The organism is Phaeobacter sp. JH20_26 (assembly GCF_048056275.1).
GTDB classification, from domain to species: domain Bacteria; phylum Pseudomonadota; class Alphaproteobacteria; order Rhodobacterales; family Rhodobacteraceae; genus Phaeobacter; species Phaeobacter bryozoorum.
Genome location: NZ_JAYMWL010000013.1, coordinates 156,328 through 176,064, shown reverse-complemented (window position 1 = coordinate 176,064; position 19,737 = coordinate 156,328). Strand labels below are relative to the sequence as shown.

Sequence of the window (19,737 nt, the reverse complement as noted above, 5' to 3'; positions counted from 1 at the left end):
CCCCGCCGCACCCTACATTTTTGATAAGCTAGAAATAAGGACACCCCCCAATGCCGATGCAAGCCCAAGAAATCGAAGACCTGCTGCGCGAGACATTTCCCGATGCGGAAATCCAGGTTGGTGGCCATGACGGTGTGCATATGTCCGCGATGGTCATCGACGAAAGCTTTCGCGGCAAGAACCGTGTCCAGCAGCAGCGCGCCGTCTATGCAGCCCTGAAGGGCAAGATGGACGGCGCCAACGGCGAGCTGCACGCGCTGGCCCTGACCACCAAGGCGCCTGAGTAACCTGCCATGTCGCTGTTCATGTCTCTTCTGATCCTTGGCATTGTTGTCATGACGGCGGTTGTTGCCCTCGTTGGGCAGCGCCGTGCGCCACTGGAGGAGGATGACAACGACCCAAATTACCACACCCTGCGCTCCGACTATCAGTCGGGGATGGGCGGCGGCTCCATGCGCACATGGAAGGTGCCCAAGGACCCGGACGAATACGCCCGTTTCTTTGTTCCAAGAGGGAAAAGATAGCCGCAGAGCCGCTCGCCGCGCCAACTTAGCGCCCCGGATTGGCAAGCCGCATGTAATTGCCTATATCATGGCCAACTGATCAACGGCACATTCGCCGAGAGGAAGACGAAAATGACCGACGTAAAAACCCGTATTGATGAAACCGTCAAAGCCAGCGACGTGGTGCTCTTCATGAAAGGCACCAAGGACATGCCGCAATGTGGCTTCTCTTCCCGCGTGGCTGGCGTGCTGAACTACATCGGCGTCGAATACACCGATGTAAACGTGCTGGCGGATGAGGAAATCCGCGCGGGCATCAAGGAATATTCCGACTGGCCGACGATTCCCCAGCTCTATGTCAAAGGCGAGTTTGTCGGCGGCTGCGATATCATCACCGAGATGACCCTCTCCGGTGAACTGGACGGCATGTTTGCTGAAAACGGTGTCGCCTTTGACAAGGATGCCGCCGACAAGATCCGCGAAGCCAACGGCTAAGCCTGTCCCCGCTCGCCTTTTGTTGTGGCTGGCGACCAGAAGATCCGCACCCTCGGCGTTGGCCGGGGGTGTTTTTATTAAGCACCGTTTGGTTCCAATATCATAGAAAACCGCCGCAATGGGGCTGACCCATGCGGCGGTTTCAAATCTGAGCGTCGCGGTTCGCGGCCTGTCAGCCCGCGGCCGCCTGCTCTTCCAGTTCCTGCGCCAGCGCTTCGCTGCGGGCGGCCAGCTCGGCGAGGGTTTCGGTCACCAGCGGCGGCACCACCGGCACCTCGATCCGCTCAGGCTCCGGTGCCGGGGCGGCGCGCAGCTCGGCCAGCTCGGCGGTGCGCTCTGCCAGTTCGGCCTCAACCTCCTTGATGCGATCCTCGACCGCTGCGGTTTTATCCGCCAGCATCAGCCCCGCCATCAGCAGCATCCGCGCCTCGGGCATACGGCCAATCTGGTCCGACAGCACCTGGGCCTCATCGTCCAGCATCTTGGCCGCCGAATGCAGATAGCTTTCTTCGCCTTCCTGGCAGGAGACTTCGAAACCGCGCCCCCCGATATGAATCGTAACCTCGGGCATCATACATCCTCCCCTTCGGGCATAGGCTGGGCGGTTCGCGGCTGCGTGATCGGCGCCTGGGGCACCTGGGGCGCTGCGGATGCAGGCATCACATCGACGGGCGCCGCCGTCTGCGCAATCGGCGCCGCCTCAGCCGGGGCTGCGGGGGCCGCGCCCTGCGCAGGCTCAGCCGCCAGTAGGGGTTCCAGTTTGGCCAGCACCGCATCGACCTCGGCCTGATCGCTGGCGCGCGCTGCGGTCAGCGCGTCGATATCGGCCTGAAGCGCTGCATTGATCAGCGTCGCATCACCAACACCAGCGGCATTGGCCTCTCGCAGCGCCGCATTGGAGGCCCGCAGCTGATCATTGCTGTGGCGCAGCTCCTGCAGCGTGGCATCCAGACGCAAGAGCGTCTCATTCTGCTGCGCAATCTCTTCGGCACTGGGACCTGCGGGCCGCGCCGCAAGGGTGGCCGTCGCCTGGGCCAGCTCGTCCTGAGCCCGGGCCAGCTGACCGCGCAGCGCCTCCGCTTCGGCCTCAAGCGCGGCTGTATCCACCGCCGCCCCCAGATCATCGGGCTGCTCGGCCAGCTCTTCCTGTAGCCGCGCCAACGAGGCCTGCGCCTCATCCAGCTGATCCTGCAGGGTTTCGCGGGCGGTGGCCGCCTCGTTGCCCTGCACTTCCAATTCCTGTTTCAGCCGCGCCACTTCGGACTTCAGCGCGTCTTTCTCGGCGGTATTGCCCACCTCGTTGCGCAGCAGCTCGACCTCGGCCTGCAACGCCGCCAGTTCACCGATATCGGCGCCCTGCGCGGGGGCCGCATTGGCTTCGGCCTCCTCCAGCTTGGCGCGCAGAACCTTCAGCCGTTCTTCCAGCTGGGCATTGGCGATCTTTTCCTCTTCCAGCGCGCGGCTGAGGTCGCTCTGCGCAGCAGCCGTCCGTGACTGCGCCTCCGCCTGGGCCTGCGCATGCGCTTCTGCCGAAGCCTGTGCGCCGGCCTGCAATGCTGCGGCACCTGCGCCAATCCGGTCCATTGCCGCCAGGATCCGACCCTGCAATTCTTCGATCTGCTCCATGCCTGCCCCTTTACGACCCCGTGAGTATCTGCCGGTCTTTTCCGCCGGACCCTGCGCCGCGCCATCGCCCCGTTTTTCCGCTCGTCTCCGTAAACGGAGGGCGAATCAAGAGGGATCCGGCGCTGCACATCCAGCTTAGTTCATGCAGGGATAAATTACCCCCTGTTTGCTTTCAACCACTTGCAGCGTCAACTTCGCGCAGGAAGCCGCGCAAACGCTTGATCTTTGCCATATCACTGCTATTGAGCGCTCAGTCTGCCGAAAACCCAGAGGAAAAATCCAGTGGATCTGACAGCCCTGCGCAACGCAAACCCCGAACATTGGACCAAGGCTGCGGCCATCCGTGCCCTGACCCTTGATGCCGTTGCCGCGGCAAATTCCGGCCATTCCGGCATGCCGATTGGCATGGCCGATGTCGCCACCGTCCTGTTTGAAAAACACATGAAGTTCGATGTGGCGAACCCCCAGTGGCCAGACCGCGACCGGTTCATCCTGTCCGCCGGTCACGGCTCCATGCTGATCTATTCGCTGCTCTATCTCATGGGCGATGCACAGGTGACGCTGGATCAGGTCAAGAATTTCCGCCAGATGGGCGCGCTGACAGCCGGTCACCCGGAAAACTTCCTGATTGATGCCGTCGAAACCACCACCGGCCCGCTGGGTCAGGGCATTGCCAATGCCGTTGGCTTTGCCATGGCCGAGGAAATGCAGCGCGCGCATTACGGCCGCAAGCTGGTCGATCACCACACCTATGTGATCGCAGGCGACGGCTGCCTGATGGAGGGCATCAGCCAGGAGGCCATCGGCCTTGCCGGTCGCCACTCGCTGGGCAAGCTGATCGTCCTCTGGGACAACAACAACATCACCATCGACGGCACGGTTGAACTCTCCGACCGCACCAATCAGGTGCAGCGCTTCAAGGCCTCCGGCTGGCAGGTCATCGAAATCGACGGTCACGATCCCAAGGCCATCGACGAGGCCCTGACCGCGGCGAAGAAATCGAAGAAACCCTCGATGATCGCCTGCAAGACCCACATCGCGCTGGGTCACGCTGCACAGGACACCTCCAAGGGTCACGGCGCGCTGACCGACGCCGAACAGATGAAGGCCGCCAAGGCCGCCTACGGCTGGACCACCGGCCCGTTTGAGGTGCCCGCAGATGTGAAATCCCAGTGGGAGGCCATCGGCCAGCGCGGCGCAGCTGAGCGCGAAGCCTGGGAAGCCCGTTTTGCCGAAGCCTCGCAGCAGAAACAGGACCGCTTCAACCGCGCCTATGCGCTGGATGCGCCCAAGAAGCTGTCGGCCACCATCAAGGCGCTGAAAAAGCAGGTCTCCGAAACCCAGCCGAAGGTGGCCACCCGCAAATCCTCCGAGATGGCGCTGGAAGTGATCAATCCGATCATGCCCGAAACCGTGGGTGGCTCTGCTGACCTCACCGGCTCCAACAACACCAAGACCGGCGATCTGGGCGTATTTGACACGGATAACCGCAAGGGCCGCTACGTCTACTGGGGCATACGTGAGCACGGCATGGCCTCGGCGATGAACGGCATGGCGCTGCACGGCGGTATGCGCCCCTATGGCGGCACTTTCTTCTGCTTCACCGACTACGCGCGTCCTGCGATGCGTCTGGCGGCTCTGATGAAGATCCCGACCGTCTTTGTCATGACCCATGATTCCATCGGCGTTGGCGAAGATGGCCCGACCCACCAGCCGGTGGAGCATCTGGCGATCTGCCGCGCGACCCCGAACACCTATGTGTTCCGTCCCGCCGACACCGTGGAAACCGCAGAGGCCTGGGAAATCGCCCTGACCTCGAAGGACACCCCCTCGGTGATGACCCTGACCCGGCAGAACCTGCCCACCGTGCGGACCGAGCATAAGCTCAGCAACCTGACCGCCAAGGGCGGCTATGTTTTGGCAGAGGCCGAGGGCAAGCGTCAGGTGATCCTGATCGCCACCGGTTCTGAGGTCTCCGTCGCGCTGGAGGCGAAGGCGAAGCTGGAGGCCGACGGCATCGGCACCCGCGTTGTCTCCATGCCCTGCATGGAACTGTTCGCCGAACAGGACGAAGCCTACCGCCGCAAGGTCCTGCCCGCAGGCCCCGTCCGCGTGGGTATCGAAGCCGCCATGCGCGCCGGCGGCTGGGATCGCCTGCTGATGGGCGAACGCGGCCAGGAAAAGAAAGCCGGTTTCGTCGGCATGGACCGCTTCGGCGCCTCCGCCCCCGCAGGCGAGCTGTTCGAGAAGTTCGGTATCACTGCCGACAACACCGTTGCGAAGGTGAAAGAACTGGTGGGTTAAGTCTAGCGACAATACAATAAGAGGAAGGGCACCCAACCGGGTGCCCTTTTTGCTGTGGAATGGCTGCTGTGCGGGACAAAGCGCCAATTCGCTGCGGCTGCGCGAACGGCGGCTTGCCGGCTTTGGAGAAACGACTGACAACTGCGTTTTTCAGATCGGCTGGCTATCCATTGCCTTTGACTCTAACCTTCAAACAAACTTGTCTGATGGGCTTCCTTATGCGCCTTTTTCCACACTTGCTTCCTAGTATTTTTGCCATCGTCGTCGCGGCGACTATTGCCAGAGGCGACAACACAGGTTCAGAGCTTCCACGCCCAGATCAAATACGCGAGCACTATCAAGAATCGGCAGCCAATTGGTCAACGATACCCCGCACCGCCCAACTGGCGTTTGTCGCGGCAGAAGATCGCTACTTCTTTGAACGTCCACCTCAAAACTCAACCATCACACAACAGATTGGACGTTGGTATCTTCAACCACGTGCAGGGAAACTCCAAAGATTAGCGGTTGCATTTGTGATAGGTGAAGCGCTCTCACATGATGAGGTTCTGAGCTGGTACCTGAACCAGATTTTCCTAGGGCAAACCTGCTTTGGCATTTCTGGCGCGGCTATGGCTTACTTTGGAAAACCTGTTGCAGATTTGGGACTTGAGGAAATCGCTTACCTAGCAGCTCTCCCCAAGGCCCCAGCGCATTTCCATCCTATTAGATCATACGACCGAGCCATTGAGCGAAGAAACTTCGTGCTGTCGGAAATGTTGAAAGCAGGGTTTATTTCAGACGATGAAGCTGAAAGTGCTATCCAGACGGCCTTAGTCACAAGCGTGCCGCTGGAACGCTGCGAATTGGAGAAATAGCTGACATTCATTCTCGGCGCAGCATCGGTCTATATGGGCTCACAACAGACATCGTTCCGATCACCGGTAGGCGATCAGTGCGCGGCTTTCTTCCCCGACACTGCCGCAATCACCGGTCCCACAACCTTAGTCGCCAGCGGGATCAGCAGCAGCCCCCAAACAACCCCAAATACACCGTCCATCGCCGCCTTGGCACTCCACTCGGCAAAGCCCATCCAGCCCGCAGGCACCGCGTGACCGACGGCGTAGGCCCAGTCGTGGATGTGATGGCCCAGCCAGCCAAAGCCCAGCACCTCCAGCCCGTGGATGATGATGGATCCGCCGACCCAGAGCATTGCGGCGGTGCCGACCACCGACAGGATCCACATCAGCACCGGCATGAATTTCACCAGCCCACGGCCAAGACCGCGCCCGATGGGCGTTGGTGCGTTGCCCGCAAGATACAGCCCCACATCGTCCATCTTCACGATGACCGCAACCGATCCGTAGACCGCCAGCGTCACCCCGATGGCGACCACTGCCAGCGTTGCTGCCTGCATCCACACAGTTGGTGCCTCGATCGCGGCCAGCGCGATGGTCATGATTTCCGCCGACAGGATGAAGTCGGTCTTGATCGCGCCCTTGATCTTCTGCTCTTCCAGATGGCCGGGATCCTTGATGCTCATGTCTTCGTCAATGGCGTGGCTCGCATGGGGGAACAGCACGTGAAAGATCTTCTCGGCTCCCTCAAAACACAGATAGGAGCCGCCGAGCATTAGCAAGGGCGTGATCAGCCAGGGCGCGAAATTCGCCAGCAGCATGGCGACCGGCAGCAACAGAATCAGTTTGTTGAACAGCGACCCACGGGTAATGCGCCAGATGATCGGCAGTTCGCGCGCCGGGGCAAAGCCTTGCAGATACTTCGGCGTGACCGCCGCATCGTCGATGATCACGCCCGCCGTCTTGGCGCCCGCCTTGCCCGCCGCCGCGGCCACATCATCCACCGAGGCCGCAGCCACCTTTGCGATGCCTGCCACATCATCAAGCAAAGCCAACAAACCGCTCATACCCGGTCCCCTTTTCCATTCGCGCGCATTTTGGCCCACCCTATCCTATCGCCTATCAGGTACAAGCCGTTCAGCGCCCGCTTTGTTCCCGATGGCATGCAATCCGGGGCGCGTCGCACATCCGCCGCAGGGCCGCGAAAACCGTTATCGCAATCAGTCAATTTTGTTACCGCAACCAGTCAAGTTTTGCGCTAACAGTCTGGAATAAAGCCATTTTTAAGCTTTTGACCCGAGGGAATGGCAGCTATAGCGGAGGCAATTCTTGCTCGCTTGGAGATACGCATATGACCATCAAAGTCGGGATCAACGGGTTTGGCCGCATCGGCCGCTGCACCTTGGCGCATATCGCAGCCTCGGGCCGGGACGATATCGAAGTGGTCAAGGTCAATGCCACCGGCCCGCTGGAAACCGCAGCGCATCTGCTGAAATACGACTCCGTGCATGGCCGTTTCCCCGGCGAGGTCACCTTGGGTGAAAACACCATGAACCTCGGCCGTGGCGATATGCAGATGTTCTCCACCTATAATATGGACGATCTGGACTGGTCCGGCTGTGACGTGGTGCTGGAATGCACCGGCAAATTCAACGACGGCGAAAAGGCCAAGGCGCATCTGGCGCGCGGCGCCAAGAAGGTTCTGCTGTCCGCCCCCGGCACCAATGTCGACAAGACCATCGTCTTTGGCGTCAATGACGACAAGCTGCGGGCGGGCGACCGCATGGTCTCCAACGGCTCCTGCACCACCAACTGCCTCGCCCCTCTGGCCAAAGTGCTGGATGAAACCGTCGGCATCGAAAGCGGGATCATGACCACGATCCACGCCTATACCGGCGATCAGCCGACACTGGACCGCCGCCACGACGATCTCTACCGCGCCCGCGCCGCTGCCATGGCGATGATCCCGACCACCACCGGTGCCGCCAAGGCGCTGGGTGAGGTGCTGCCAAACCTGAAGGGCCGTCTGGATGGCTCTGCGATCCGCGTGCCGACCCCGAATGTCTCTGCTGTGGATCTGACCTTCCGCTCCAGCAAGCAGACCAGCGTCACCGAAATCAACGCCATCATGAGCGAAGCCGCCAAGGGCCATATGTCCCGCGTGATCGGCTATGAACCCGCGCCGCTGGTCTCGATTGATTTCAACCACACGGAGCAAAGCTCGATCTTTGCGCCGGATCAGACCCGCGTCGTGGAAAACAGCCTGGTGCGCGTTCTGGCCTGGTATGACAACGAATGGGCCTTCTCGGTGCGTATGGCGGACGTCGCTGTCGCGATGGGTCGTCTGGGCTGAGCCCCGGCACCACGGCCTCTGTGCGCAGCACTTGGCCCGCATGGCTTGTAAGACACCGCCCGGTCAGGCATATCTGGCCGGGCGTATCTTGTTTACCCCGGCCCCAGACCCATCATGACCAATAGAATTGCCCTGTTCCTTGCACTGCTGATCCTGGCTGGTCTGGCCGTGGATCTCTGGCTGTTTGGCACCGGGCATATGGTGTTTCTGGGCAAGCGCCTGTTTGAACTGATCGACTGGATTGCCTTCTGGCGCTGATCCGGCGGCGCCGCACAGATCAGGATCAGGTCACAACACATTGTTTGCAGACATAAAAAAGCGGCCCCGAACCGGGCCGCTCCCAATGTCGCATCTCTATCGCCGCAGGCGGACTATTTCGCCAGCTGGCGGCTCAGCTCGCTCTTGACCATCGGCGTGACGAACTTCGAAACATCGCCCCCCAGCCGAGCGATTTCCTTCACCAGCTTGGAGGCAATTGCCTGATGGCGCGCCTCGGCCATCAGGAACACCGTCTCGACCGAGCTGTCGAGCGCCCGGTTCATGCCAACCATCTGGAATTCATACTCGAAATCCGCCACCGCGCGCAGCCCGCGCACGATGATCTGCGCGCCCACGTCGCGGGCGCAGTCGATCAACAGGTTTTCAAACGGATGGGCGACAATCTCGGTGCCGGTCTGTTCGCTGAGCTTGGCGCATTCCGCCTCGATCATGGCGACACGCTCTTCCAGCGAAAACAGCGGCCCCTTGTCCCGGTTGATCGCAACGCCGATCACCAGCTTGTCCACCAGCGCGCTGGCCCGACGGATAATATCTATATGCCCCAATGTGATGGGATCGAATGTGCCGGGATACAAGCCAATACGCATGGGGCCTCTCCTGCCTGCTGGTTGGTTGCGCGCAAGCAAACATTTTTGTCATCAGGGCGCAAGAGCGTGGAAATACCGACCTGCTCCTGCGCCGTGACGTCAGCCGTCCGATGCGGGAGGACACCGCATCAGACGCGGGGCCACAGCCCCGGGTGTCAGGATCCTGAGGTCAGTGCCCCATGATCATACCTGCAAGGGCGTCTTTCTCCATCGCGACCTCGGCCAGCTGCGCCTTAACGACATCGCCCAGCGACACCAGCCCGATCAGCTTGCCATCTTCGACCACCGGCATGTGGCGAAAGCGGCCTTCGGTCATCTGCTGTAGCACGTCCTCGACGTTGGACTGGCTGGTGCAGGTGACCAGCTTGCGGGTCATATATTCGCTGGTGGCCTTGCTCAGGCAGCCGGAGCCGCTGCGGGCCAGCTCGCGCACGATATCGCGCTCGGACAGGATACCCTCGGCGGTTTCGCCATCACTGGAGACAACAACAGTACCGATCTTGTGCTCGCCCAGCAATTTGGCGGCCTCGGATATCGTTGCCTCGGGAGCAATGGTGACCACCCCAGAGCTTGCCTTGGACTTCAGAATCAATTGAACCAGCATAGGCGCTCCTTTTTGTAATTTTATTACCTACCACCAAGGGTTGCCCTAACCCGGCATCAAGTCAAGCCTTCCAGCCGGACCACTTCGTCGCGTATGCCTTTTGACAACGCCTGGGCAAACCGGTTCAGCCGGTCGCTGCGCTGATCCCCCTGGTGGCGCACCAGATAAAAACTGCGCGTCAGGCTGATCTTGTCGGTCAGAACCTTGCGCAGCGAGCGGTGCGACGGCAGCGTAAAATCATGCGCCACGCACAGCGCCGTACCCTCCGCCGCCAGTTTGATCTGCACCGACACCGAATTGGAGGCCAGCGCCACCCGGTCCACCCCTAGATCATTGAGATAATCCAGCTCCCGGTCAAAGATCATGTCAGGAATATAGCCGATCATCTTGTGATCCTTCAGATCCTCCAGCTTTTCGATCGGCGGATGGGCGCGCAGATAGTGGCGCGATCCCACCAGATGCAGTTTGTAATCGGTGATTTTCTGCACCAGCAGCTGGCCTGCGGTGGGCGCGCTGACGGTCACCGCCATATCGGCCTCCCGGCGGCTGAGGTTGATGACCCGTGGCAGCGCCACGATCTGGATATCCAGATCCGGGTTCTCGGCCCCGATTCTGGCACAGACCTGCGGCAGCAGATAATTGGCGCTGCCATCCGGCGCACCGATGCGGATCTGGCCCGACAGCGTGTCACTGGGGCCGACCAGCGCCTCCTGCCCGGCCCGCATCGCCTGTTCGGCAGCCTCGGCATGGCCCAGCAAACGGTCCCCCGCAGCACTCAGCGCATAGCCCTGCGGGGATTTCACGAACAGCGGCGTGTCCAGCGCCTCCTCAAAGCGCGAGATCCGCCGACCCACGGTGGCCGGATCCATCTTCAGGATCCGCCCCGCCCCCGACAGGCTGCTTTCGCGCGCCACTGCCAGGAACACCCGCATGTCATCCCATTGTGGATCCATGAGCTTTTCCCTCTCCTGCCGTCAACATTCTGTTAACCTTTGCGTTCCTGCAAAGCCTCTTTGAGATCTTTCCTCTTTTCCAGTGTTTTTTGCAAGCCTACGATACCGGCAACTGGAATGTAGGAGGATCCGATGAAAGAACTCGGCCATTTTATCAACGGCAAGCTGGTGTCCGGCACCTCGGGCCGTTTTGACGATGTCTTCAACCCGGCAACCGGCGAAGTGCAGTACAAATGCCCGATGGCCAGCGCGTCGGAGACCACCGATGCCATTGAAAAAGCCGCCGCGGCACAGCCCGCATGGGGCGCCACCAACCCGCAGAAGCGCGCCCGCGTGATGATGGCGATGGTTGGCCTGATGAACCGCGACATGGACAAGCTGGCCGAGGCGCTCTCGCGCGAGCACGGCAAGACCATCCCGGACGCCAAGGGCGACCTGCAGCGCGGTCTGGAAGTGATCGAATACTGCATCGGCGCGCCGCAGATGCTGAAGGGGGAATTCACCGACAGCGCCGGCCCCGGCATCGACATGTACTCCATGCGCCAGCCGCTGGGTGTTGTCGGCTCCATCATGCCGTTCAACTTCCCCGCCATGATGCCGCTGTGGCACGTCGGCCCGGCCTTGGCCTGCGGCAACGCCGTGGTGCTGAAACCGTCCGAGCGCGACCCCTCCGTGCCACTGATGCTGGCTGAGCTGTTCGTCGAGGCAGGCCTGCCCGAAGGCGTGTTCCAGGTGGTGAACGGCGACCGCGAGGCGGTTGACACCATTCTGGACAGCGAAATCATTCAGGGCGTGTCCTTCGTCGGCTCCACCCCGATTGCGCAGTACATCTACTCCCGCGCCACCGCCAACGGCAAGCGCGCCCAGTGCTTCGGCGGCGCCAAGAACCACATGATCGTGATGCCCGATGCCGATCTGGATCAGGCCGCTGACGCGCTGGTTGGCGCAGGCTTCGGCGCGGCCGGCGAACGCTGCATGGCAATCTCGGTTGCGGTTCCGGTTGGTGAGGAAACCGCCGACAAGCTGATCGAAAAGCTGATCCCGCGCATCGAGAAACTGAAGGTCGGCCCCTACACCGCCGGCGACGACGTGGATCTGGGTCCGGTTGTGACCGCGGCGGCCAAGGACCGCATCCTGGGCCTGATCCAGTCCGGTGTCGATCAGGGCGCCACGCTGGTGGTCGATAACCGCGACTTCAAACTGCAGGGTTACGAGGACGGCTTCTTTGTCGGTGCCCACCTGTTCGACCACGTCACCCCCGACATGGACATCTACAAGCAGGAGATCTTCGGCCCGGTGCTTTCCACTGTGCGTGCAGGCACTTACGAGGAAGCATTGAAGCTGGCGATGGATCACGAGTACGGCAATGGCACCGCGATCTTTACCCGTGACGGCGACACCGCGCGCGACTTTGCCTCCCGCGTGAACATCGGCATGGTGGGTATCAACGTGCCGATCCCGGTGCCGCTGGCCTATCACACCTTCGGCGGCTGGAAGAAGTCGATGTTCGGTGACCTGAACCAGCACGGGCCCGACAGCTTCAAATTCTACACCCGCACCAAGACGGTGACCTCCCGCTGGCCCTCGGGCATCAAGGAAGGTGGCGAATTCAACTTCAAGGCGATGGACTGACCTGTCGCCCCAAAACGAGAAAAGGCCCCGGACATTCCGGGGCCTTTTTCCATGGCGCTGCGCGCTCCCGCCCAGATAGAGCGGCAGGCGGGCGTTATTCGCGGCACAGGGCAAGAAAAATAAGGGCTTCGACCAATTTATGCTTGTTCCGCCGCGTAACTCGTCTATCCGGTCATGGATGGACAGAAAAACGGCAGGCGCATGAGCACGACAGACGAATCCAACCAGCCGCGGGCGGCTGCGAAATCCGCCCGCGACTGGGTCAAGATCCTGGCCCAATACCGCGACCCAAGCCCCCTGCGCAGCAGCTTTGAGCTGGCAGTGACGGTCGTGCCCTTCCTGCTGCTCTGGGCCCTGGCCTGGTGGTCGCTGTCGATCAGTTACTGGCTGACGCTGGCCATCTCCGTTCTGATCGCCGCCTTCCTGCTGCGGCTGTTCACCATTCAGCACGATTGCGGCCATGGCTCCTTTTTCAGCAACCGTCGGCTCAGCGACTGGACCGGTCGCATCATCGGTGTGCTGACCCTCACGCCATATGATGTCTGGCGCCGCACCCATTCGATCCATCACAGCACCCATGGCAATCTGGGCAAACGCGGCATGGGTGATATCCACACCATGACCGTGGCCGAATACCACGCCGAAAACCGCTGGGGCCGTCTGATGTATCGGCTCTATCGCCATCCTGTGACGCTTTTTGCCATCGGTCCCGGCTATCTGTTCTTCCTGCAAAACCGTATCCCCTACGGTCTGATGGGCCAAGCCCGCTACTGGATCAGCGCCATGGGCACCAATCTGACCATTATTCTGGCGCTGGCGGTGATCTGGTATTTCGGCGGGCTGATGCCGCTGCTGCTGATTTTTGTGCCCGCCACGCTGCTGGCTGCCACCGCCGGGCTGTGGCTGTTCTACGTCCAGCATCAGTTCGAGACGACACAGTGGGAACAGGAAGAGGACTGGCACCTGCATGACGCCGCACTGCACGGCAGCTCCCATTATGTTCTGCCGCCGGTGCTGCAATGGATCAGCGCCAATATCGGCATCCACCACGTTCATCACCTTTATAGCCGCATTCCTTTCTACCGGCTTCCCCAGGTGCTGCGCGACCATGCCGAACTGGCCGAGGGCAACCGGATGACCATCCGCGAAAGCCTCGCCAATGCGCGGCTGCACCTCTGGGACGAGAAGACCAAGCGCCTGCTGTCCTTTGCCCAGGCGCGCCAGCTCTACGGCTGACCCTCACCGGCGCCCAGGCGCCGAAAGAACGGCAGACTTCCGCCACTCACGGTCTCACCGGGCTACACAACCCTGTGAGACCGGCTGAATTTCGCGACCTGCCCCTAGGAAATTCCGCAGCACTACCTAGTTTGACAACTAATGCCCGAGCAGACTGTCGAAGGATACCATGAGCAACTTTCGTATGACCCGCCGCGCTGCCCTCACCGGGATTGGCGCCACATTGGCCACCCCGGCGCTGCTGCGCGCCCAGTCGAGCGACGCCTTTCCGGTGGAAGAGCCAAAGATCGAAACCGAAATCCCGGTGAAACGCAATATTTCCTCCTTCCAGCAGCAGGCCTGGCAGGATCACTTCGATGATCTGGGCGTGGGCTGCATGTTGGCCGATATTTCCTCGCGCGCGCTGCATTACTGGGGGCCGGATGGCGAGACCTACCGGCTGTTCCCCTCCTCGGTGCCGATGACCGAGGAGCTGACCCGACGCGGCTATACCGAAATCGTGCGCAAGGCGGAGAACCCCAGCTGGACTCCAACCGCCTCCATGCGCGAGCGTGATCCGACACTGCCGGTCCGCATCGACGGCGGCGACCCGGGCAACCCGCTGGGCACACGTGCGATGTATCTCGACTGGCCGGCCTATCTGGTGCATGGCACCCATGACACCCGCAAGATCGGACGGCAAAGCTCCTCCGGCTGCATCGGCCTTTACAATCAGCACGTCGAATCGCTCTACGAGATGGTGAAGATCGGCACAAAGGTGCGCCTGCTCTGATCCATCCGCCCGCAGGCGGCGGCCGGTCGAATATCTGTCGGCCTGAGCGCCGGTCGGCCACCATGGCAGATCCCCGCGCGACGCGGATGTCATAACAAAAACGCGCCTCCGGCAGACCGGGGCGCGTTTTTTTCCTCTTTGGCGGGTCGCTTTGCCGGGTCGCTTTTTCGACGGCAGGCTTTGCGCCGGAAGCACCGCCCGGCTCAGCAAAATGCGGATCCCGGTCAGCGACGCCACGGATGGCGGGTTAGACCTTGCCCTCCGCCAGGCTTAAATGATCCGGCTTCAGCCCATCGTCATAGCGCTGGATCGCCTTTGTTAGAAGCGCCTCGAAATCGCGGACATATTGCTCGGTATCATACAGCGGCGTGGTGGCAATATTCGCCTTCAGCTTCTCGCGCAGCGCCTGTCGTTCCTCGGCGTTCCGGGCCAGCCGCAGCGCCAGCGCGCGATACTCCTCCTCCGTCTCGGCAATCAGCTCAGGACAACCCACGGCGGTGACGACGCTCGCCGCGACCCGCGCCGCAAACTGCTGCCCCGGTTTGGTCACCACCGGAACACCCGACCACAGCGTCTCACTCGCCGTGGTGTGGGCATTACAGGCAAAGGTATCAAGAAAGATATCCGCCAGCGGCAGACGCGCAATGTGATGGGGAGTAGGACAACGCCCGGCAAAGACGATCCGATCCGCCGGCACGCCACGAGCCTCCGCCTCCTTGCGGATGTTATCACGGATCACACCAGGCACCGCAAGGAACCACAGGACACTGCCATCGACCTCCTTAAGCAGGTCCATCCAGATGTCGAACTCCGCCGGGGAAACCTTGTTATGGTTGTTGAACGAACAGAAAACCACCGCATCCTCGGGCAGCCCCATATCCGCGCGGGTCGGTCCGGTCTCGGGATGGGGACGACTGTTGTCATTTACCTGATAGCAATTCGGCATATACAGGATTTTTTCTGAGAAATGGCGCCGCCCCTCTTTTGGTACGGTGACAGCGTCAGCGACGAAATAGTCCATCGCGGGCATTCCCGTGGTGCCTGGGTAGCCGAGATAGGAGATCTGCACCGGTGCCGCGCGAAAGCCGAATATCGTTGGCCTTGCGTCTTTGGTGTAGCCTTTCAGATCGATCGCGATGTCCAGACTGTCCCCCCGGGCCAGCTCCGCGACATCCTCGTCTTTCAGGTTATGGATCGGCCGGTAGCAGTCGGCAGCGTCGAGCACGCGCTGACGCATGACATCGCTTGGTTCGCGGCTGTAGTCATAGATGTAGATTTCGTAGTTATCACGGTCATGCAATTCGAAGTGGCGCGCCATCAGGAACATGGTCGCGTGATTGAAGAAATCGCAGGAGAAATAGCCAATCCGGATCTTGCGACCAGCCACCGGAGTCCTGTTGAACTTACGGGCCACTTTTCGTTCGGAAATCGTCACCTTGTTCTTCGTCTTGCTCACCACGCGTTTCTTCTGGAACGCGGCGTCATCGACATAGAGCAGCGTGGTGAACGGATCGCCGTTGGCCGGGTCGTTATCGAGGATCCTCAGCTTGTTCTTCTGATCCTTGTAGACGGTCCAGTCGCAAAGGTTCATCTGCGACTGCACAAGCCGGGAGACATTCATCGCATTTTCCGGGTCGATCTGATAAACCGCCTCAAAGAAGCCAACGGCATCTGTCAGCTTGTCCATCAGAAACAGAATGGTCCCGATCGCGCTGAGCCATTTCGGATTGGTCGGCTCAAGTTTAAGCGCACCCATAAGATGCTTCAGCGCCAGTTCGTATTTTTTCTCCTGCATGAAGCTGGAAGCAATCTCCGCATGCAGCGTCGCGTTGTCCGGCTCAAAGGCAAGCGCGCGGGTCGCAAAGTCGCGCGCGCGTGGATAGTCAGCCTCGATAAAGGCACGCCCCGCCTCTGCTTTCAGCGCCAGCGCCGGCGATGGCGCCGGAGTTTCCAGCCTGCGACGCGCTGATTTCGGAAGATGTTTGGTGCGCAATGGCTTGTTCATCGAAAGTCTGCCCTCAGCTGATCATCCATGGCGGGCGATGCACCACGGTTTTTGACAAATTTCGGTCAGTTTGGAAGAAAATACCTAAGAAACGGTTCACTTACAGCCAGATGGCGCCCCTTGCGTCAATGCCACGGTCAACCATCGGCAAACGCCGCCGGACCGACATTTCTGCACAGCAGCTTTGCACCGCTGCGGCTTGCCCTGCTGCCCTTGGGTCGCTAGAAAATAAACAACCGTTCAATTCATGACGACCCCGGCGGGTCAGATCCGGGCCGGGCCGCGTTCACATCAGGGAGGATATGCTGTGGATTTCGCATTGACCGAGGAACAGACCGCCATTTTCGATATGGCTTTCGCCTTTGGACAGGAGCATATCGCCCCCTTCGCCCGCCAGTGGGAGGCCGAAGGCACCATTCCGAAATCGCTCTGGCCGCAGATCGGCGAGCTGGGGTTCGGCGCGCTTTATGTCTCCGAGGAAACCGGCGGCGCGGGGCTGTCCCGGCTGGATGCCACATTGGTCTTTGAGGCGCTGTCGATGGCCTGCCCGTCTGTTGCCGCCTTCCTGTCGATCCACAATATGTGCGCCAAGATGCTCGACAGCTTTGCCAGCGACGAGATGAAGGCCCGGATCATGCCCGACATCCTGTCGATGCAGACCGTGCTCAGCTACTGTCTGACCGAGCCCGGCTCCGGCTCCGATGCCGCCGCCCTCAAAACCCGCGCCACCAAGACCAACGAGGGCTACACCCTCAACGGCACCAAGGCGTTCATCTCCGGTGGCGGCTACTCTGACGCCTATGTCTGCATGGTGCGCACCGGCGAAGACGGCCCCAAGGGGATCTCCACCGTCTATGTCGAAGATGGCACGGCAGGCCTCAGCTTTGGCGGGCTTGAGGAAAAAATGGGCTGGAAGAGCCAGCCCACCGCGCAGGTCCAGTTCGACGACTGCACGATCCCGGCCAATAACCTGGTCGGCGAAGAAGGCAGCGGCTTCAAATACGCGATGAAGGGTCTCGACGGCGGGCGCCTGAATATCGCCTCCTGCTCGCTCGGGGCTGCGCAGCAGGCGCTGACCATGACCCTGAAATACATGTCCGAACGCAAGGCCTTTGGCAAATCTATCGACCAGTTTCAGGGGCTGCAATTCCGCCTCGCGGATATGGAAATCGAATTGCAGGCGGCCCGTGTGTTCCTGCGTCAGGCGGCGTGGAAGCTGGATCAGGGCGCGCCAGATGCCTCCAAACACTGCGCGATGGCAAAGAAATTTGTCACCGAAGCAGGCTCCAGAGTGGTGGATCAATGTTTGCAGCTGCATGGCGGCTACGGCTATCTTGCCGATTACGGCATCGAAAAACTGGTGCGTGATCTGCGCGTCCACCAGATCCTGGAAGGCACCAATGAAATCATGCGGGTGATTACCGCGCGCCATCTGCTGGCGGAAAACCACTGAGGCCGACATGAGCGATATTGATATCCGCATCACCGGCCGCGCAGGGCGGATCACCCTGACCCGTGGCAAGGCGCTGAATGCGCTGAGTTATGACATGTGTCTGGCGGTCGATGACGCCCTCAGGGCCTGGGCAACGGATGACGCAGTCGATCTGGTGGTCATGGACGCCGAGGGCGAAAAAGCCTTCTGCGCCGGCGGTGACATTGCCGAACTCTACCAGACCGGCACCAGTGGCGACTATGACTATGGTCGCCGGTTTTGGCGCGATGAATACCGTATGAACGCCCGGATCTTCGAATATCCCAAACCGGTGGTCAGCTTCCTTCAGGGGTTTGTCATGGGTGGCGGCGTCGGTCTTGGCTGCCACGGCACCCATCGCATTGTCGGCGACAGCACACGTATTGCCATGCCCGAGGTCGGCATCGGCCTCATCCCCGATGTGGGCGGCAGCCTGATGCTGGCTCTGGCGCCCGGTCGGCTTGGTGAATATCTGGGCCTCACCGGTGCGCGCATGACGGCGGCGGACGCGATCTACGCAGGCTTTGCCGACCATTACATTCCCGAGGCCAGCTGGCCTGCGCTGATTTCGGAGCTTGAGCAGACCGGCCATGCCAAGAGTCTCGAAAGCAGCGCGGAGACCGCTCCCGAGGGGCAGCTGGCCGCCCTGCGTGCCGACATTGACCGCAGCTTTGGCGGCGAGGCGCTTGGCGATATCCTGACAGCGCTCAATCATGACGCCAGCAGCTTTGCCGAGGACACGCTGAAAACCCTGCGCCGCAATTCGCCGCTATCAATGGCCTGCACCGTCGAGCTGCTGCACCGGCTGCGCCTTGGCAGCATGAGTATTCGCAAAGCGCTGGAACTGGAGTATCGCTTTACTCACCGCGCAATGGAAAAGGGCGATTTTCTGGAGGGCATCCGCGCCCAGATCATTGACAAGGACCGCCAGCCCAAATGGCAATATGCAGATCGTGAAGTGCCTGCTACCGCTGTCAGCCAGATGCTGATGCCGCTGGCCCGCGACACGCTGCAGTTCGAGGAGGAGTAAGACATGAACATCGGATTTATCGGTCTCGGCAATATGGGAGGCCCAATGGCCGCCAATCTGGCCAAGGCAGGCCACACCGTCACCGGCTTTGACATGGCGGATGTCTCGATCGTGGGCGTCACCATGGCGGCCTCCGCCGCTGAGGCCGCGACCGGCGCAGAGGTGGTGATCACGATGCTGCCCAACGGCGAGATCCTGCGCTCGGTTGCCGATGACGTGATCCCCGCAATGGCGACCGGTGCTACATTGGTTGACTGCTCTACCGTCGACGTCGACAGCGCCCGCGCGGTCGCCGATCGTGCCGGGTCGGCCAATCTGATGTTTGTCGACGCCCCGGTTTCCGGCGGTATTGGTGGCGCATCGGCCGGCACGCTGACCTTCATGGCCGGTGGTAGCCAGGCCGCCTTCGACGCCGCCAAGCCGCTGTTTGACGTGATGGGACAAAAGGCTGTGCACTGCGGCGATGCCGGCGCCGGTCAGGCCGCCAAGATCTGTAACAACATGATCCTCGGCATCACCATGATCGGCACCTGCGAGGCCTTTGCCCTTGCCGACAAACTGGGTCTCGACCGTCAGAAGATGTTCGATGTGGTCTCCACCTCCTCTGGCTACAGCTGGTCGATGAACGCCTATTGCCCGGCGCCGGGGGTTGGCCCGCAGTCGCCTGCCGATAATGACTACAAACCCGGGTTTGCCGCCGAGCTGATGCTGAAAGATCTGCGTCTGGCCCAGCAGGCCGCCCATAGCGCCGATGCCGACACGCCGATGGGGGCACTGGCGCAGGCGCTTTATTCCATGTTTGTTGAGGAAGAAGGCGGCGCAGGCAAGGATTTCAGCGCCATGTTGCCGCGCTTCGCGGCCCGCAGCCGCCACGATTGAACCGACAGCTGAGCCTTTTTGTCTCCGCCAGATCCGGCCCCCCTTGACCTGACGCCTGCCTCAGGGTTCGTAAAAACATCCAGACGCCGCACCCATTCCGGGCTGCGGCGTTTTTCTCTGATTTGGCGTTATTCACGCATTTTGATGCTGGCCCCCTCAGGCGCTTTACAAG

Annotated in this window: 20 protein-coding genes; 13 read left to right on the top strand and 7 right to left on the bottom strand. The window is 61.1% G+C overall.

Going from position 1 to position 19,737, the window contains the following annotated elements; translation table 11 throughout:
* Positions 1 to 50: 50 nt before the first annotated feature.
* From VWY60_RS06680 to grxD, 3 genes are all read left to right on the top strand, one after another.
* Positions 51 to 287, top strand: a complete 237-nt coding sequence (locus VWY60_RS06680) for a BolA/IbaG family iron-sulfur metabolism protein (protein WP_340545715.1) — start codon at positions 51 to 53, stop codon at positions 285 to 287.
* 18 nt (positions 288 to 305) lie between these two features.
* Positions 306 to 524, top strand: a complete 219-nt coding sequence (locus VWY60_RS06675; RefSeq protein WP_340545716.1) for a hypothetical protein — start codon at positions 306 to 308, stop codon at positions 522 to 524.
* Between the two features lie 111 nt (positions 525 to 635).
* Positions 636 to 998 carry a Grx4 family monothiol glutaredoxin gene (grxD, locus tag VWY60_RS06670; RefSeq protein WP_340545717.1) on the top strand — a complete coding sequence of 121 codons (363 nt, stop codon included), beginning with the start codon at positions 636 to 638 and terminating at the stop codon, positions 996 to 998.
* A gap of 172 nt (positions 999 to 1,170) precedes the next feature.
* On the opposite strand, the gene VWY60_RS06665 is transcribed toward grxD, so the two are convergent.
* Together VWY60_RS06665 and VWY60_RS06660 are read right to left on the bottom strand one after the other, a co-directional pair.
* Entirely contained in the window at positions 1,171 to 1,569 is a 399-nt protein-coding gene (locus tag VWY60_RS06665; protein ID WP_416534854.1) for a cell division protein ZapA, read from the bottom strand.
* Complete coding sequence (locus tag VWY60_RS06660) at positions 1,569 to 2,624, bottom strand: hypothetical protein (protein ID WP_416540110.1); 1,056 nt, start codon at positions 2,622 to 2,624, stop codon at positions 1,569 to 1,571. The genes VWY60_RS06665 and VWY60_RS06660 overlap by 1 nt, the downstream gene beginning before the upstream one ends.
* Before the next feature lie 282 nt (positions 2,625 to 2,906).
* Between VWY60_RS06660 and tkt the strand changes: the two genes are divergently transcribed.
* Together tkt and VWY60_RS06650 are read left to right on the top strand one after the other, a co-directional pair.
* Positions 2,907 to 4,928, top strand: a complete 2,022-nt coding sequence (gene tkt, locus VWY60_RS06655) for a transketolase (RefSeq protein ID WP_416540109.1) — start codon at positions 2,907 to 2,909, stop codon at positions 4,926 to 4,928.
* 68 nt (positions 4,929 to 4,996) lie between these two features.
* The gene (locus tag VWY60_RS06650) at positions 4,997 to 5,785 is read left to right on the top strand and encodes a transglycosylase domain-containing protein (RefSeq protein WP_416540108.1); all 789 of its coding nucleotides are present in this window, start codon (positions 4,997 to 4,999) and stop codon (positions 5,783 to 5,785) included.
* A gap of 74 nt (positions 5,786 to 5,859) precedes the next feature.
* Here the strand turns inward: VWY60_RS06650 and VWY60_RS06645 are convergent, their stop codons facing one another.
* Positions 5,860 to 6,831 carry a DUF808 domain-containing protein gene (locus tag VWY60_RS06645; RefSeq protein ID WP_416540107.1) on the bottom strand — a complete coding sequence of 324 codons (972 nt, stop codon included), beginning with the start codon at positions 6,829 to 6,831 and terminating at the stop codon, positions 5,860 to 5,862.
* A gap of 284 nt (positions 6,832 to 7,115) precedes the next feature.
* On the opposite strand from VWY60_RS06645, the gene gap reads away from it, so the two are divergent.
* Both gap and VWY60_RS06635 read left to right on the top strand, forming a co-directional pair.
* A complete protein-coding gene (gene gap / locus VWY60_RS06640; protein WP_340545723.1) occupies positions 7,116 to 8,117 on the top strand; it encodes a type I glyceraldehyde-3-phosphate dehydrogenase in 1,002 nt (333 codons plus the stop codon).
* Between the two features lie 114 nt (positions 8,118 to 8,231).
* Positions 8,232 to 8,375, top strand: a complete 144-nt coding sequence (locus VWY60_RS06635; protein ID WP_340545724.1) for a hypothetical protein — start codon at positions 8,232 to 8,234, stop codon at positions 8,373 to 8,375.
* A 113-nt stretch (positions 8,376 to 8,488) separates the two neighbouring features.
* On the opposite strand, the gene coaD is transcribed toward VWY60_RS06635, so the two are convergent.
* The 3 genes from coaD to VWY60_RS06620 all read right to left on the bottom strand — a co-directional run bounded on the left by coaD (position 8,489) and on the right by VWY60_RS06620 (position 10,540).
* On the bottom strand, positions 8,489 to 8,983 hold the full coding sequence (gene coaD / locus VWY60_RS06630) for a pantetheine-phosphate adenylyltransferase (protein WP_340545725.1): 495 nt from the start codon (positions 8,981 to 8,983) through the stop codon (positions 8,489 to 8,491).
* Positions 8,984 to 9,152: 169 nt separating this feature from the next.
* Complete coding sequence (locus VWY60_RS06625) at positions 9,153 to 9,587, bottom strand: CBS domain-containing protein (protein WP_340545726.1); 435 nt, start codon at positions 9,585 to 9,587, stop codon at positions 9,153 to 9,155.
* Positions 9,588 to 9,643: 56 nt separating this feature from the next.
* Positions 9,644 to 10,540 carry a LysR family transcriptional regulator gene (locus tag VWY60_RS06620; RefSeq protein ID WP_416534849.1) on the bottom strand — a complete coding sequence of 299 codons (897 nt, stop codon included), beginning with the start codon at positions 10,538 to 10,540 and terminating at the stop codon, positions 9,644 to 9,646.
* 132 nt (positions 10,541 to 10,672) lie between these two features.
* Here VWY60_RS06620 and VWY60_RS06615 point away from each other — a divergent pair, with 132 nt between their 5' ends.
* The 3 genes from VWY60_RS06615 to VWY60_RS06605 all read left to right on the top strand — a co-directional run bounded on the left by VWY60_RS06615 (position 10,673) and on the right by VWY60_RS06605 (position 14,180).
* Positions 10,673 to 12,172 carry a CoA-acylating methylmalonate-semialdehyde dehydrogenase gene (locus tag VWY60_RS06615; RefSeq protein ID WP_416534848.1) on the top strand — a complete coding sequence of 500 codons (1,500 nt, stop codon included), beginning with the start codon at positions 10,673 to 10,675 and terminating at the stop codon, positions 12,170 to 12,172.
* Positions 12,173 to 12,373: 201 nt separating this feature from the next.
* Positions 12,374 to 13,408, top strand: a complete 1,035-nt coding sequence (locus tag VWY60_RS06610; protein WP_416540106.1) for a fatty acid desaturase — start codon at positions 12,374 to 12,376, stop codon at positions 13,406 to 13,408.
* Positions 13,409 to 13,577: 169 nt separating this feature from the next.
* Positions 13,578 to 14,180, top strand: a complete 603-nt coding sequence (locus VWY60_RS06605) for a L,D-transpeptidase (protein WP_340545730.1) — start codon at positions 13,578 to 13,580, stop codon at positions 14,178 to 14,180.
* 247 nt (positions 14,181 to 14,427) lie between these two features.
* On the opposite strand, the gene VWY60_RS06600 is transcribed toward VWY60_RS06605, so the two are convergent.
* A complete protein-coding gene (locus VWY60_RS06600) occupies positions 14,428 to 16,185 on the bottom strand; it encodes a UDP-N-acetylglucosamine-peptide N-acetylglucosaminyltransferase (protein ID WP_416540105.1) in 1,758 nt (585 codons plus the stop codon).
* A gap of 307 nt (positions 16,186 to 16,492) precedes the next feature.
* Here VWY60_RS06600 and VWY60_RS06595 point away from each other — a divergent pair, with 307 nt between their 5' ends.
* From VWY60_RS06595 to mmsB, 3 genes are read left to right on the top strand one after another with little or no spacing between them, the layout of a single operon-like run.
* Complete coding sequence (locus VWY60_RS06595; RefSeq protein ID WP_416540104.1) at positions 16,493 to 17,638, top strand: acyl-CoA dehydrogenase family protein; 1,146 nt, start codon at positions 16,493 to 16,495, stop codon at positions 17,636 to 17,638.
* A 7-nt stretch (positions 17,639 to 17,645) separates the two neighbouring features.
* Complete coding sequence (locus VWY60_RS06590) at positions 17,646 to 18,686, top strand: enoyl-CoA hydratase/isomerase family protein (RefSeq protein ID WP_416540103.1); 1,041 nt, start codon at positions 17,646 to 17,648, stop codon at positions 18,684 to 18,686.
* A 3-nt stretch (positions 18,687 to 18,689) separates the two neighbouring features.
* A complete protein-coding gene (gene mmsB / locus VWY60_RS06585) occupies positions 18,690 to 19,565 on the top strand; it encodes a 3-hydroxyisobutyrate dehydrogenase (protein ID WP_416540102.1) in 876 nt (291 codons plus the stop codon).
* Positions 19,566 to 19,737: the final 172 nt, after the last annotated feature.